This is a genomic window from Pseudonocardia sp. HH130630-07, from assembly GCF_001698125.1.
Classification (GTDB): Bacteria; Actinomycetota; Actinomycetes; order Mycobacteriales; family Pseudonocardiaceae; genus Pseudonocardia.
This window is the reverse complement of sequence record NZ_CP013854.1, coordinates 1,919,605-1,934,150: the sequence shown is the minus strand read 5'-3', so window position 1 is coordinate 1,934,150 and position 14,546 is coordinate 1,919,605. Positions and strand designations below refer to the sequence as shown.

The following is a 14,546-nucleotide window of genomic DNA, read 5'->3' as shown; positions in this document are numbered from 1 at the left end:
AGCTCCATGAGTGGCACGTGCGACGGAGTGGCACGTGCGACGGAGTGGCACGTGCGACGGAGTGGGACGGGCGCCGCGGGACGGGTCAGGTGGTGGGGGTCTTGCGGGTTCTCGGGGCCGCGGGCTTCTTGGCGGCGGTGCTCTTGGCCGCGGCGGGCTTCTTGGCGGCGGTGGTCTTCCGCGCGGCCGGCTTCTTCTTGACCGGGGCCTTGGCGCGCCGCTCGGCCAGCAGTTCCGAGGCGCGCTCGTCGGTGAGCGCCTCGACCTCGTCGCCCTTGCGGAGGCTGGCGTTGGTCTCGCCGTCGGTCACGTACGGGCCGAACCGGCCGTCCTTGATGACCATCTTCTTGCTGGTCGACGGGTCCTCACCGAGCTCGCGCAGCGGCGGCTGGGCCGCACCCCGGCCCCGGCCGCGCTGCTTGGGCTGCTTGTAGAGCTCCAGCGCCTCCTCGAGGGTCACCGTGAACAGCTGCTCCTCGTCGGCGAGCGACCGCGAGTCGGTGCCCTTCTTGAGGTACGGGCCGTAGCGGCCGTTCTGCGCGGTGATCTCGTCGCCGGAGTCCGGGTCCTTCCCGACGACGCGTGGCAGCGACAGCAGCTTCAGCGCGTCGTCGAGGGTGAGGGTGTCGACGGCCATCGACTTGAACAGCGATCCGGTCCGCGGCTTCGGCTTGACCGGCTTCTTCTTGCTGCCCTCGGGGACCTCCGGCTCGGGCAGGAGCTCGGTCACGTAGGGGCCGAACCGGCCCTCCTTCGCGACGATCTCGTGCCCGGTCACCGGGTCGGCGCCGAGCTTGCGTCCCTCCTGCGGCACCGAGAACAGCTTCTCGGCGATCTCCTCGGACAGCTCGTCCGGCGGCAGGTCGTCGGGCAGGTTCGCGCGCTGGGACTCGCCCTCGACCATCCGCTCCAGGTACGGCCCGTAGCGCCCGACCCGCACGACGACCTCGCGGTCCTGCGCGTCGGAGAACATCTTGATCGAGTTGATCGTGCGGGCGTCGATCTCCTCCAGGTTGGAGCCGACCAGCTTCTTCAACCCGCCGGCCTTCGCGATCTCCGAGCCGGTGTCGGCGCCGTCGGAACCGAAGTAGAACCCGCTGAGCCAGTGCACCCGGGAGTCGGTGCCCGACGCGATGGAGTCCAGGTCGTCCTCCATCGCGGCCGTGAAGTCGTAGTCGACGAGCTGGCCGAAGTGCGCCTCCATCAGCCCGACGACGGCGAACGCCACCCAGGACGGGACGAGCGCGGAGCCCTTCTTCCAGACGTAGCCCCGGTCCAGGATCGTCTTGATCGTCGACGCGTAGGTCGACGGCCGGCCGATGCCCAGCTCCTCCATGACCTTGACCAGCGCCGGCTCGGTGTAGCGCGACGGTGGGCTGGTGGAGTGCCCGTCCGGGTTCAGCTCGGTCGCGGTGAGCGCCTGGCCCTCGGTGAGCTCGGGCAGCCGGGACTCGGCGTCGTCGGCCTGCTCCTTCGAGCCGTCGTCGACGGTCTCGACGTAGGCCTTGAGGAACCCGGGGAAGGTGATGGTGCGCCCGGACGAGGCGAGGACGACCTCCTCGCCGGTGCCTGCGGTCCCGCTGATCCGGACGCTGACGGTGGTGCCGCGGGCGTCGTTCATCTGCGACGCGATGGTCCGCTGCCAGATCAGCTCGTAGAGGCGGAAGTCGTCGCCGTCGACCTCACGGGCGATGGAGCCCGGCGTCCGGAACGACTCTCCCGCGGGGCGGATCGCCTCGTGTGCCTCCTGGGCGTTCTTCACCTTGCGGGTGTACTGGCGCGGCTTGTCGGCGACGTAGGCGTCCCCGTACAGCTCCCTGGCCTGCGCCCTGGCGGCCTGGATCGCGGTGTCGGACAGCGTGGTCGAGTCCGTACGCATGTAGGTGATGTAGCCGTTCTCGTACAGCCGCTGCGCCCCGCGCATGGTGCGCTCGGAGGAGAACCGCAGCTTGCGGCCGGCCTCCTGCTGCAGCGTGGACGTGGTGAACGGCGCGTACGGCTTGCGGCTGTAGGGCTTCGCCTCGACCGAGGAGACCTGCAGCGGCCGGTCCTGCAGTCCCTCGGCCAGCCGGCGGGCGCCGGCCTCGTCGAGGACGACGACGCCGTCGGACTTCTTCAGCGTGCCCAGCGAGTCGAAGTCCCGGCCGGTCGCGACCCGGCGCTCGTCGACCTGCACGAGCCGCGCGCCGAAGGTGCGCGGGGTGGCCTCGGCACCGGCGTCGAGCGTGGCGGAGATGTCCCAGTACTCGGCGGAACGGAACGCGATCCGGTCCCGCTCGCGCTGCACGACCAGCCGGGTGACCACGGACTGCACCCGGCCCGCCGAGAGCTTCGGCATGACCTTCTTCCACAGCACGGGGGACACCTCGTAGCCGTAGAGCCGGTCCAGGATGCGGCGGGTCTCCTGGGCGTCGACCAGGTCCTGGTCGAGCTCGCGGGTGTTCTCCGCGGCGGCCCGGATCGCGGACTCGGTGATCTCGTGGAAGACCATCCGGCGGACCGGGACCTTCGGCTTGAGGGTCTCCAGCAGGTGCCAGGCGATGGCCTCGCCCTCGCGGTCGGGGTCCGTCGCGAGCAACAGCTCGTCGACCGTCTTGAGGGCCTCGCGCAGCTCGGAGACGGTGCTCTTCTTCTCCGGCGTCACGATGTAGAGCGGGCTGAACTGGTTGTCGACGTCGACGCCCAGGCGGGCCCAGGACTCGCCCTTGTACTTCGCCGGGACGTCGGCGGCGCCGCGCGGGAGGTCGCGGATGTGGCCGACCGAGGACTCCACGACGTAGTCGTTGCCCAGGTAGGGCTGGATCTTCTTGGCCTTGCTCGGCGACTCGACGATCACCAGGCGGCGGACCGGACGGCCGGACGCACTCGCGGTCGAGGTGGGCTTGCGCGTGCTGCCCCCCGACGTGCGTGCCGAACCCGTTCCCGTTGTCGCTGCTGCCACGTGGTCCTACCTCATCTCCTCGGCGGCGTCGCGCCTGGTGCGACGGCTGTGCCACCTGCGTGTCCACCCTGCTCGTCGGTGCACTCGCAGAGCGTGCCGGTCCGGTCGCTCTCCGCGCCCGTATCCGGTCGACGATCGCACGATCTCACACCGTCGCCACCCCGCGTCGTGGGTTCCACCACTGGGGACGGGCGAACGACCAGCGTAACCGGGCCCGCAGTTCGGCAGGTCAGGCGGCCGGACGGCCGTGGTAGCGCGGCCAGCAGGAGGCACCGAGTGTGGTCGGGGCGGGACCCACCAGTTCGACCAGGCGGGCCATCCGCCGGGCACCGTGCAGTCGTAACGCCGGACCCGGGGCACCGTGTTCCCCGGCCGCCACCCTGGCCGGTGGCAATCCGGCGCGGGTCGCGGCGGCGATGAGCGGGCCGTGCGTCCACGGGGCCTGGGGATCGAGCAGCAGCAGATGCCCGCCCCGCAGGTCCCCGACGCCCGCGGCGAGCACCCAGAGCCGCAGCGCCGCGCCGTCGAGCTGGAAGTCCGGCGGGACCCGTTTGCGCCCGTCCGGCCCGCACCAGGTCCGGGCCAGCGGCACGAGGTCCCGGCGGAACGCGCTGCGCAGGCCGGAGGCGCCCGGTGCGAGCGTCACGCCCCGGGCGGCCGCGAGTGCCCCGAGCGACCGCTCCCGGTCGGTGAACGGGAGCGGCACGTCGAACCGGGCCGTGTCCCCGGCCCCGAACCGCTCGATCCGCGCGGGCCCGCAGAGCAGCCCGGCCAGGTCGGTCAGCCCGGCCGGCCGGGCCTCCGCGGAGAACAGCGACATCTGCGGCACCCGCACAGCATAGAACGGATGTTCGACGACCGTCGGCACGCCGACGGTGACGGCGCGCCCCGGCCCGGGCCCGTGGGCTCAGCCCGGCTTGGTCAGCTCGTTCAGCTCGACGCACGGCGGGGCGCTGGCCACCGCCTTGTCCAGCCGGGGGGTCTTGCCGAGCTTGTCCAGGCCCTCCGCGGTGCCGATCGTGCGCAACTTTTCCTCGGCGGACTTGAGCCGGGCCTGGAAACCCGGCACGTCGTTCGGGTCGGCCTGGTCGACCTCGGTCTTGGCCTGGTCGATCGTCGTGCCGGTCTTCTTCAGCAGGTCGTCGATCGACCCCTTGAACTGGTCGCCGCCGGTGATCGGTGCGGCTCCGGCGTCGCCGAGCTGCTTCTTGCCGGCGTCGATGCCGCCCTTGACCGCGCCCAGGTACTCCGACAGCCGGGTCTTGATGCCGGGCAGGTCGGCGCCGCCGTAGTCCGGGCGGGCGCTGAGCGGGCGGTAGTAGGACAGCAGCGCGCCGCAGACCTTGCCGCCCCAGGCGACGGGATCGGCCCCGACACCGGCGGCGGGCCGCGGTGCGGGGTCGGGTGCCGCCGTTCCGGCGACGGTCTGGGCACAACCGCCGGCGAGCAGGGCGGCGAGCAGTGTGGGGAGCAGGACCCGGGCGGCGCGTGCCGGGCGGGGGGTGGCCATCAACGGGCTCCAGGGTCGGGGGGCCGCCGGGGAGCGGGCCCGAAAGATAACGGTCGGGTGACGACGGTAGGACGCCGTCGCAGGTCAGCCGCCGCCACCCTCCCCTGCTGCTCCGTCCGGAGCAACAGCGTCGGGCGTGTTCGGGGCCGATCGGCTGCGGATCTGTTCGGACGACCGGGTCAGCTCGCCGCACGCGGCGGACGCCCGGAAGGCGGGCCCGAGGACGGGATGACCGGTGACCATGGCGAGCGGGCCTGCGGTGCTGCCGAGCCGGGCCACCGGCTCCAGCGCACCGGGGAGGTCCCGCTCGACGGCGGCCGGGTCGTCCGGGTCGAGTGCGGCCACCCGCGACCGGGCGGAGGAGAACGCGGAGCGGATCTCGCCGAGGCCGCCGGCGAGCCCGTCGGACACGGTCTCGCCGTCGTCGACCGGCGCGGGGCCCAGCCGGTCCAGGTCGCCCAGCGTGCGGTCCAGGGCGCCGGTGGTGCGGTCCAGGTAGGCGGCGACGGCCTGTACCTGCTCGCCGGGTGCGGGGCCGGAGCGCGGGGCGTCACCGGCCGTCTGCACGAACGACCGGACGGCCGTGCACATGCCGTCGGTCCATTCCGGCACCGTCGGCCCGGCCGCGCCGCAGCCCGCGAGCACGGCGGCGGCCAGCATGGTGCCGATCACTCCGCCCGTCCGCATGGCCCCTCCCACCGGACGATCTTCGACGTACCGGCGGTCGGAGGGTAACCGAACCGGGTGACGACGCACGACGGCCGCTCGCCCCGTGTGGACGAGCGGCCGTCGTGGAGCGGGGAACCGGTTCAGCCGACCGAACTCTCCGCCGGGGTGTCGGTGATCGTCGACGTGCGGCGCTTGGACACGACGATCGCCGCGGCGATGACCGCCACCGCGACGAGGGCGATCAGGATCCGGATCACCGGGTTGGCGTCCGGGGTCGAGAGCACGACCACCGCCGGGGCGATCAGCACCGAGACCAGGTTCATCACCTTGATCAGCGGGTTGATCGCCGGTCCGGCGGTGTCCTTGAACGGGTCACCGACGGTGTCGCCGATGATCGTCGCCTCGTGTGCGTCGGAACCCTTGCCGCCGTGGTTGCCGTCCTCGACCAGCTTCTTGGCGTTGTCCCACGCGCCGCCGGAGTTGGCCAGGAAGATCGCCATCAGGGTGCCCGCGGCGATCGCACCGGCCAGGTAGCCGGCCAGCGGCCCGACCCCGAGGCCGAAGCCGACCGCGATCGGTGCGAACAGCGCCAGCAGGCCGGGGGTGGCCAGCTCGCGCAGCGAGTCGCGGGTGCAGATGTCGACGACCCGGCCGTACTCGGGCCGCTCGGTGCCGTCCATGATCCCGGGCCGGGTCCGGAACTGGCGGCGCACCTCGAACACGACCGCGCCGGCGGCCCGGGTGACCGCGTTGACCGCCAGGCCGGAGAACATGAACACGACCGCGGCGCCGATGATCACACCGACCAGGGTGTTCGGGCTGAACACCTCGTAGGCGAACGACGTGCCGGCGTTCTCGATGGTCTGCCCGGCGCCCGCGAGCGCCTGGTTGATCGCATCGCGGTAGGAGCCGAACAGCGCGGTCGCGGCGAGTACCGCGGTCGCGATCGCGATGCCCTTGGTGATGGCCTTGGTGGTGTTCCCGACCGCGTCGAGCTCGGTGAGGATGTCGACGCCGTCGCCCTCCACGTCGCCGGACATCTCCGCGATGCCCTGCGCGTTGTCCGAGACCGGGCCGAAGGTGTCCATGGCGACGATGACGCCGACCGTGGTGAGCAGCCCGGTACCGGCCAGCGCGACCGCGAACAGCGAGACGACGATCGAGCCGGACAGCAGGAAGGCCCCGTACACCGCGGCCGCGATCACGAGCGCGGTGTAGACCGCGGACTCGAAACCGATCGAGATCCCGGACAGGATCACGGTCGCCGGGCCGGTCAGCGAGGACTCGCCCACGTCCTTCACCGGCCGGTCCTCGGTGCCGGTGTAGTAGCCGGTCAGCTTCAGGATGACCGCCGCGAGGACGATGCCGATGACCACCGCGATCGAGGCGATGAGCCGCGGGTCGCCGGCGAGCGCCGCGACGGTCGGGTCGGTCGCCTCGGTCAGTTCGCCGAACGAGCCGGGCAGGTACACGTAGGCCGCGACGATCGACAGCACACCGGCGAACGTCGCCGACAGGTAGAAGCTGCGGTTGATCGCGCGCAGCGTGTTCTCGCCCTGGCGGGCCTTCGTCAGGTAGACGCCCAGGATCGCCGTGATGACCCCGATCGCGGGCACGATCAGCGGGAACAGCAGCCCCTGCAGGCCGAACGCCGCGGTGCCGAGGATGAGGGCGGCGACCAGGGTCACCGCGTAGGACTCGAACAGGTCCGCGGCCATGCCGGCGCAGTCGCCCACGTTGTCGCCGACGTTGTCGGCGATCGTCGCGGCGTTGCGCGGGTCGTCCTCCGGGATGCCCTGCTCGACCTTGCCGACGAGGTCGGCGCCGACGTCGGCGGCCTTGGTGAAGATGCCGCCGCCGACCCGCATGAACATGGCGAGCAGGGCGGCGCCGAAGCCGAAGCCCTCCAGTACGCGGGGCGCCTGCCCGGCGTAGACGAGGACGACGACCGCGGCACCGAACAGGCCGAGCCCGACCGTGAACATGCCGACGACACCGCCGGTGCGGAACGCGATGCGGGTCGCCTTCTCCCGGCCACCGGGCTCCCGGGCGGCCGCGGCGACGCGGATGTTCGCCCGCGTGGCGAGCCACATGCCCAGGTAGCCGATGATCGCGGAGAAGACCGCCCCGACGACGAAGAAGATCGACCGGCCGACGCGTTCGCCGACGTCCTCCGCGGGGAGCGCGAAGAGCAGCAGGAACACGGCGGCGGCGAAGACCGCGAGGGTGCGGAACTGGCGGTTGAGGTACGCCGTGGCGCCCTCCTGGACCGCGCGGCCGATCTCCTGCATCTTGGGGGTGCCCTCGCCGTGGGCGAGTACCTCCCTGAGCAGCAGACCGCCGACGGCCAGGGCGACGAGGGCGACCACCGCGACCACGCCGACGACGGCGAGATCTCCCGCACCGAGCTCGAGGCCCTGGGCGAGGGTGGACTGGGACATCCGTCCTCCTGGTTGCAGCGAGGTTCACCAGATCCGTCGTGCCGGAGGGCCCGTCCCGGAGGCGGGACCCGCCCGACGACGACATCACTGGCGCCGACTGGGCCCGTCCGGCGAACCGCCGCCGTCGGGCGCGTGCAGTGTAGGAGTGTGTCGTATCCCTCAGTGCGAGAGGGATCACAAGACGTAACGATCTTGCCAAAGTGATCAATCCCACAGATCTTGGTGTCGATGTCGGGAACCTGCGGACGGCATGGGGCACAACGGGGTCCGCGTCAAGATCCGGCCGGGCGATCCGGCGCCGGCGGTTCCGGGACTCCCGGGGAGCGCGTTCGAACGTCTGTGCCAACCTGGCTGGTCGTGGGATCGACCGGAGAGCCGGACAACGGCGCGGACCGTGGGCTGGAGCTGTTGCGCCGGGTGCTCGCCGGCTCCGGTACCGACCCGGCGGACCTCGACGCCGTCGTCGCGGGCCGGGCGGACACGACGCCCCCGGGCGACGGTCCGGCGGGTGTGGAACCGGGCTCGCCGGGGGCCGGCGGCTCCGTGGAGCCGCTGCGGCACGTCGTCCGGATCCCGCCGCGGACCGGCCGGGTCGCCGGGTGGCCGGACTGGACCCCCGACGAGCTCCGCGCGGCCTGGGCCGGGCGCGGGGTCGAGCGCCCGTGGGCGCACCAGGCGCAGGCGGCGGACCTGGTCCGGGCGGGGGCCGACGTCGTCGTCGCGACCGGTACCGCCTCGGGCAAGTCGCTGGTGTACCAGCTCCCGGTGCTCACCGGGCTGACCGAGGATCCCCGGGCCCGCGCGCTCTACCTCGCACCCACGAAGGCGCTCGCGGCCGACCAGCTGCGGGCCCTCGACGGGCTGGCCCCGCCCGACGTGCGCCCCGCCGCGTTCGACGGCGACACCCCGATGGACGAGCGCGACTGGATCCGGCGGCACAGCCGCTGGCTGTTCTCCAACCCGGACATGCTGCACCGGTCGGTACTGCCGCGGCACCGCCGGTGGGCGTCGTTCCTGCGGCACCTGCGCTACGTGGTGGTCGACGAGTGCCACACCTACCGCGGGGTCTTCGGGTCCCACGTGTCGCTGCTGCTGCGGCGGCTGCTGCGGGTCGCCGCCCGCTACGGGGCCCGGCCGACGGTCGTCCTCGCCTCGGCGACGGTGGCCGCCCCCGCGGACTTCGCCTCCCGGCTGACCGGGCGCGACGTCGTCGCCGTCACCGAGGACGGGTCGCCGCACGCCGGTCGGACGGTCGCGTTCTGGGAGCCGCCGCTGCTCACCGAGATCACCGGGGACAACGGCGCCCCGGTCCGCCGGGCGGCGGGGTCCGAGGCCGCCCGGATGCTGGCCGATCTCGTGCTGGAGCAGGCCCGGACGCTCGCGTTCGTCCGCAGCCGGCGGTCGGCGGAGCTCACCGCGCTCGGTGCCCGCCGCCAGGTCGCCGAGGTCGCGCCGGAGCTGACCGAGCGGATCGCCGCCTACCGCGGCGGGTACCTGCCCGAGGAACGGCGGGCGCTGGAGGGCGCGCTCATGTCCGGCGACCTGCTGGGCGTGGCCACGACGAACGCGCTGGAACTCGGCGTCGACATCTCGGGGCTGGACGCGGTCGTCCTCGCCGGGTTCCCGGGGACCCGGTCCTCGTTCTGGCAGCAGGCCGGGCGGGCGGGCCGGGCGGCGGACGAGGCGCTGGTGGTGCTCGTGGCGCGTGACGACCCGCTGGACACCTACCTCGTCCACCACCCGCAGAGCCTGGTCGGTGCGCCGGTCGAGAGCTGTGTGCTGAACCCGGTCAACCCGTACGTGCTCGCCCCGCAGCTGGCCTGCGCCGCCGCCGAGCTGCCGCTCACCGACGACGACGTGGAGCAGGTCTTCGGCGGCGAGCCGGCCCGGGAGGTGCTCGACTCGCTGGTCGAGGAGGGTGTGCTGCGCCGCCGCCCGCACGGCTGGTTCTGGCCGGACACCGGCGAGGTCCCCGCGGCCCGGGTCGACATCCGCGGATCGGGCCTGGGTCAGATCGCCGTGGTGGAGGCGGCCACGGGCCGGATGCTCGGCACGGTCGACGGGGCCTCCGCGCCGGGGACCGTGCACGCCGGGGCGGTGCACCTGCACCGGGGCGAGAGCTACGTGGTCGACGAGCTCGACCTCGACGGCGGGGTCGCGCTGGTCCACGCCGAGGAGCCGGAGTGGCGGACGGAGTCGCAGTCGGTCTCCGACGTGGCGGTGCTCGAGGTACTGGAGTCCCGTCGGTACGGGCCGGTCCGGGTGAGCTTCGGTGCGACCACCGTGACCAGCCAGGTCGTCGCCTACCGGCGGCGGGCACCGGACGGCACCGTGCTCGACCGGATCGCCCTCGACCTGCCCGCGCAGAGCCTCGACACCCGTTCGGTGTGGTACTCGATCGAGCCGGAGGCGCTGGAGCGGGCGGGGCTGGACGAGACCAGGCTGCCGGGTGCGCTGCACGCGGCCGAGCACGCCGCGATCGGGCTGCTGCCGCTGTTCGCGATCTGCGACCGGTGGGACATCGGTGGCCTGTCGACCGCGCTGCACCCGGACACCGGCCTGCCGACGGTCTTCGTGCACGACGGTCACCCCGGCGGGGCGGGCCTCGCCGAGCGCGGCCACGAGGTGCTGCTGCGCTGGTTGTCCGCGACGCGGTCGGCGGTGCACGACTGCGAGTGCCCGTCCGGCTGCCCGTCCTGCGTGCAGTCCCCGAAGTGCGGCAACGGCAACAACCCGCTGGACAAGGCCGGCGCGGTGCAGGTCCTCGACCTGGTGCTGGCCGCGGTGGGCGAGCCGGGCCACGATCACGGCGAGGTACCGCCGGCCCGCCCGTCGGGGGCGTGGGCGGACCGGCGGCGACCACGTGCGACGGGGTCGGACGGGGGCGCGTGATGCGCTCCGGCCCCATCGCGGTCTGGGGAGCGTGGTCGGTGTGCCGGGGACGAACCGGGCCCGGCCCGTCTCCGTTGCGGATTCCAGTAGGCCGCAGGATGCTCGCCGTGACCAGGGGTGCACGCTCCGACGTCGGTGATCGGTCCGGTCGCGACGACGAAGCAACGCCGCAGCGGGCCACCGGGCCCTCCCGGCCGTGACGCGGGCGTGCTGCGGTGTTCTCCGCCCGTTCACCCGGAACGGGTGACCGTTCGCCGAGAGCATGATCACGTGTCCTCCTCGGGAGCAGGCCGTTGCCGGGCCCGGGACCATCCGTGGGTCCGGTGGGCGTGGTCTGCGCACCGGCTGGTGCCGGACCGGCACGGGCCCGGGCGGTCGCGGGGCCCGCGACCGGGAGCAGGCCGGAGCGGTCGACCCGGGTCCGGACGAGTGCGTCCCACCCGTCGAGCCGGCAGTCGGTGAGCAGAGCGCCGTTGCGGGCGGCCAGCTCGGTCGCCGCCCGGCAGGCCGCGTCGGCGCCCTCGACCGATCGCCCGGCCGCGGCCAGTGCCGACAGGTCCGCCGCGGCCGTGGCGACGTGCCGGGCCCGGACCGCGGCCGCGACGTCGACGCACACCGCCGCGGTGAGCAGCAGGACGGCGGTCGCGGTGGCCGCCCACACCGAGGCGACCCCCGCGTCCTCCGCGCGTAACCGGTGGCCCGCTGTCGTGTCCGCCATCGGGTTCACCCGCCACCCGCGTCACCGGGTGGGGCCGCTCCCACGCCCGCTTCGGTGACGGCGACCGACGAGCCCTCGACGGCGAGGGGCAGCAGACCCACCGGCCGGGCCCGGACGGTCGCGACGACGGTCTGCCCGCCGAGGCGCAGCTCCGTCTCCGCCCCGCCCGGTGCGAGCGCGGCCGCGGCGATCCGCCCCTGGTCGGCGTCGCCACGAGCGGCGAGCCGGGCCAGCTCCCGGGCGGCGTCGGTGCAGCGGACACCGGCGGCGACCGTCGCGACGGCGGCCACCGCCGCGGCGGTCACCAGCACCAGGGTGCCCAGCGCCATCGCCGCCTCGACGGTGACCGCCCCGGTGTCGTCGCGGACCGGGTCAGAACGTCGTGGACAGTGCACGCTGCACGATCCCGGTGAGCGCGGCCATGATGTCGTCGCCGCTGACGATCGCGTAGAGCAGCGCCGCGAAGGCCGCGGCGGCGACCGTGCCGACGGCGTACTCCACGGTGGACATCCCGTCGTCGTCGACGGCGAGTGCGGCCAGCCGGGCGGTGTGGGGGGAACGGGTCATCGGTGTGCTCCTTCGTCGGGACCCGCGGGATCGCGGGCCGGTCCTCGGTGCCCGGTGTCACCACCGGGCGAACGCCTCCCCGGCCAGCCCGATCACGACCGGCACGATGCCGAGGACCAGGAAGGCGGGCAGGAAGCAGAGCCCGAGCGGTGCGGTGATCCGGACCGCGGCGCGTTGCGCGCGCTCCTCGGCACGGTCGGTGAGCCCGGCCCGCAACCGGACCGACTCGGCCGCGGCGGACCGCCCGAGCGCGGCACCGGTGCCGGCCGACCGGGCGGCGGCGCGGGCGAAGACGGCGAGAGCGGGGGTCGCGGCCGCGGCGGACCAGGCGTCCTCCGCGGGGGCGCCGAGCACGAGCAGCCCGGCGACCCGGCGCAGCGCCGCGCCCGGTGCCCCAGGCAGCCTCTGGGCCGCGGCGGCGACCGCGTCCGGAACGGTCAGGCCGGTGGCGAGACAGGTGGCGAGCAGATCCCAGGCGGCGGCGAGGTCCGCGTCCTCGACGAGGGCGTCCCGCCGGCCGGAGCCGTGCCGGGCGAGCAGCACCGCGGCACCACCACCGGCGAGACCCCCGACCACGGCCCCGGCCGGGCCGGCGACGACCCAGCCGAGCGCCGCGCCCGCCGGGACGAGCAGGGCCGGTACCGCGGTGCGCGAGCGCTCCGCCGGCCGGCCGGGAGCGGCCCGGTGCACCAGGCGCAGCCGCCCGGACGCGGGGCGCGTGCAGCCGACCAGCACGGCCGCGGCGGCGATCCCCAGCGCCGCGGCGCTCACGACGACACCGCCGCGGCGCTCATGACGGCACCGCCGCGCGCAGGATGCGGTCGGTCCAGGCGGCGCCGCCGAGGGTGAGGAGCACTCCCGCCCCGAGCAGGAGCGGTCCGTGCAGACCGGTGCGCAGCACCTCCAGCGGCGCGATCCCCATCAGCTGGCCGAGCCCGATGCCGGCCAGCGGCAGCCCGGTCAGCACGCTCGCGGTGGCCCGCGGCCCGGCGAGCTGCGCCCGCACCCGGGCGCCGTGGGCGATCCGCCAGCGGATGTCGTCGAGCAGGCCGTCCAGCAGCGCGGCCAGCGGCACCCCGTGCCGGTCGGCCAGGTCCCAGGCGGCCGCGACCCGCTCGACGTCGCGCCCGGCCGGCCCGTGCGCGGCCCGGCGCAGCGCGTCCGGCACGGGTTCGCCGATCCGGGCCGCCACCGCCGCCGGTTCGATCAGGGCCCGCACCACCGGGCCGTCGTGGTCGTGTCCGGCGAGGGCCGCCGCCGGATGGGCGCCGGTGCGCAGCTCGTCGGTGATCCGGGCCAGCGCACCGGCCAGCTCGGCGGCGGCCGCCGTGTCGCGCGCCGCGGCCCGGCGGGTCGCCAGCCGCCTGCGGACGAACCAGGCGACACCGCAGGCGCACACCGCCCCGGCGGGGCCGAGCAGCAGCCAGCCGCACGCGGCGACGGCGGGGCCGGTGAGCACCGTGATCGGGATGCGGCGGATCCGGCCGTCCGCCCGCCCCGCGGTAAGCGTGCGCAGCCGCCGCCGGGCGGCCGGGCCGGGCGCGGCGAGCAGCGCGGTCGCGAGGAGCACCAGCACGGCGGCCGCCCGCACCGCGGGGGCTCCGGATGCGCCGGGCCCCGCGGTCGGCACCGCGACGGCGAGCACGGCGTGCGGCCCGCTCAGCACGGCGCACCGATCCCGCGTTCGTGCAGCAACGCCCGCAGCTCGGCCAGGCCCGGCCCGGCACCCGACGCGCGGGTCCAGGCGGCCTCGACCCGCAGCGCTCCGTCGGCGCCCCGGCAGAGCACGCCGATCTCGTCCAGCACGCGCCCGACGCCCGGGTGCCGGCGCATCTGCAGCACGACCTGGACGGCCGCGGCGAGCTGCCCGTCGAGCGCCGCCGGTGCCATGCCGCCGAGGCCCGCCAGGGCGCGCATCCGCGCCGGGATCTCGCGCACCGAGTTGGCGTGCACGGTGCAGGCACCGCCGTCGTGGCCGGTGTTCATCGCCGCCAGGAGGTCACCGACCTCGGCGCCACGCACCTCGCCGACGACGAGGCGGTCCGGCCGCATCCGCAACGCCTGCCGGACGAGGTCGCGCAGCCCGATCCCGCCGGACCCCTCGATGTTCGGCGGGCGCGCGACCAGCCGGACGACGTGCGGGGGCGCGGGCGCAGCTCCTCGGCGTCCTCGACGGTGACCAGACGTTCGGACGGGTCGACCGCACCCAGCAACGCGTTGAGGACCGTGGTCTTGCCGCTGCCGGTCCCGCCGGAGACGAGCATCGCCAGCCGGGCGGCGACGATCGCGCGCAGCAGGTTCTCCCGGTCGGCGTCGAAGGTCCCGGTCCGGCGCAGGGCCGCCATGTCGTGGCTGGCGGGGCGCAGCACCCGCAGCGAGATCGCGGTGCCCGCGGCGGCCACCGGCGGGAGCACGGCGTGCAGCCGGACCCCGGCCTCGGCGAGACGGCCGTCGACGCACGGGCTCGCGTCGTCCAGCCGGCGCCCGGCGGCCAGGGCCAGCCGCTGCGCGAGGCGGCGGACGGCGTCCTCCCCGGGGAAGACGACCGAGCTGCGGCGCAGGCCGTCACCGCGGTCGACCCACACCGCGTCGGGCGCCGTGACGAGCACGTCGGTGGTGGCCGGGTCGCGCAGCAGCGCGTCCAGCGGGCCGGCGCCGGTGAACTCCTGGCGCAGCGTCCGCAGGGCGGCGAGCACGTCGAGATCCGACGCGACCCCGCCCGCCTCGGCCCGCACCGCCGCAGCGACGGCGGCCGGGCCGGTCTCCCCTCCGGCGTCGGCCAGGCGGGCCCGGACGCGGTCGACCATC

10 protein-coding genes and 2 pseudogenes are annotated in these 14,546 nt (G+C 74.8%); 1 reads left to right on the top strand and 11 read right to left on the bottom strand.

Going from position 1 to position 14,546, the window contains the following annotated elements:
• Positions 1 to 85 precede the first annotated feature (85 nt).
• The 5 genes from topA to AFB00_RS09275 form a co-directional block, all read right to left on the bottom strand.
• Positions 86 to 2,836: a type I DNA topoisomerase gene (topA, locus tag AFB00_RS09295; protein WP_068796892.1), complete on the bottom strand. Its 2,751-nt coding sequence runs from the start codon at positions 2,834 to 2,836 to the stop codon at positions 86 to 88.
• Between the two features lie 334 nt (positions 2,837 to 3,170).
• The gene (locus AFB00_RS09290; RefSeq protein ID WP_231974417.1) at positions 3,171 to 3,761 is read right to left on the bottom strand and encodes a hypothetical protein; all 591 of its coding nucleotides are present in this window, start codon (positions 3,759 to 3,761) and stop codon (positions 3,171 to 3,173) included.
• 87 nt (positions 3,762 to 3,848) lie between these two features.
• A complete protein-coding gene (locus AFB00_RS09285; RefSeq protein ID WP_068796891.1) occupies positions 3,849 to 4,451 on the bottom strand; it encodes a hypothetical protein in 603 nt (200 codons plus the stop codon).
• 84 nt (positions 4,452 to 4,535) lie between these two features.
• Complete coding sequence (locus AFB00_RS09280; protein ID WP_156819463.1) at positions 4,536 to 5,138, bottom strand: hypothetical protein; 603 nt, start codon at positions 5,136 to 5,138, stop codon at positions 4,536 to 4,538.
• Between the two features lie 122 nt (positions 5,139 to 5,260).
• A complete protein-coding gene (locus tag AFB00_RS09275) occupies positions 5,261 to 7,561 on the bottom strand; it encodes a sodium-translocating pyrophosphatase (RefSeq protein WP_068796889.1) in 2,301 nt (766 codons plus the stop codon).
• Positions 7,562 to 8,071: 510 nt separating this feature from the next.
• Here AFB00_RS09275 and AFB00_RS09270 point away from each other — a divergent pair.
• A complete protein-coding gene (locus tag AFB00_RS09270; protein WP_083275999.1) occupies positions 8,072 to 10,453 on the top strand; it encodes a DEAD/DEAH box helicase in 2,382 nt (793 codons plus the stop codon).
• A gap of 412 nt (positions 10,454 to 10,865) precedes the next feature.
• Here AFB00_RS09270 and AFB00_RS36135 read toward each other — a convergent pair.
• The 6 genes and pseudogenes from AFB00_RS36135 to AFB00_RS09245 all read right to left on the bottom strand — a co-directional run.
• A pseudogene (locus AFB00_RS36135) lies at positions 10,866 to 11,171 on the bottom strand (Rv3654c family TadE-like protein); the annotation flags it as partial.
• Between the two features lie 5 nt (positions 11,172 to 11,176).
• On the bottom strand, positions 11,177 to 11,566 hold the full coding sequence (locus AFB00_RS09265; protein WP_156819462.1) for a TadE family type IV pilus minor pilin: 390 nt from the start codon (positions 11,564 to 11,566) through the stop codon (positions 11,177 to 11,179).
• On the bottom strand, positions 11,544 to 11,738 hold the full coding sequence (locus AFB00_RS09260) for a DUF4244 domain-containing protein (protein WP_068796887.1): 195 nt from the start codon (positions 11,736 to 11,738) through the stop codon (positions 11,544 to 11,546). The genes AFB00_RS09265 and AFB00_RS09260 overlap by 23 nt, the downstream gene beginning before the upstream one ends.
• A 57-nt stretch (positions 11,739 to 11,795) precedes the next feature.
• On the bottom strand, positions 11,796 to 12,509 hold the full coding sequence (locus AFB00_RS09255) for a type II secretion system F family protein (protein WP_068796886.1): 714 nt from the start codon (positions 12,507 to 12,509) through the stop codon (positions 11,796 to 11,798).
• 19 nt (positions 12,510 to 12,528) lie between these two features.
• Positions 12,529 to 13,404 (bottom strand): type II secretion system F family protein, encoded by an 876-nt coding sequence (locus AFB00_RS09250; RefSeq protein WP_083275383.1) that lies wholly within the window; start codon positions 13,402 to 13,404, stop codon positions 12,529 to 12,531.
• A pseudogene (locus AFB00_RS09245) lies at positions 13,398 to 14,545 on the bottom strand (TadA family conjugal transfer-associated ATPase). The gene AFB00_RS09250 and the pseudogene AFB00_RS09245 overlap by 7 nt, the downstream one beginning before the upstream one ends.
• Position 14,546: the final 1 nt, after the last annotated feature.

Coding starts and splice junctions, on each gene's coding strand:
- AFB00_RS09290 (WP_231974417.1), bottom strand. CDS start 3,761: ATGTCGCTGTTCTCCGCGGAGGCCCGGCCGGCCGGGCTGACCGACCTG.
- AFB00_RS09285 (WP_068796891.1), bottom strand. CDS start 4,451: ATGGCCACCCCCCGCCCGGCACGCGCCGCCCGGGTCCTGCTCCCCACA.
- AFB00_RS09280 (WP_156819463.1), bottom strand. CDS start 5,138: ATGCGGACGGGCGGAGTGATCGGCACCATGCTGGCCGCCGCCGTGCTC.
- AFB00_RS09275 (WP_068796889.1), bottom strand. CDS start 7,561: ATGTCCCAGTCCACCCTCGCCCAGGGCCTCGAGCTCGGTGCGGGAGAT.
- AFB00_RS09260 (WP_068796887.1), bottom strand. CDS start 11,738: ATGACCCGTTCCCCCCACACCGCCCGGCTGGCCGCACTCGCCGTCGAC.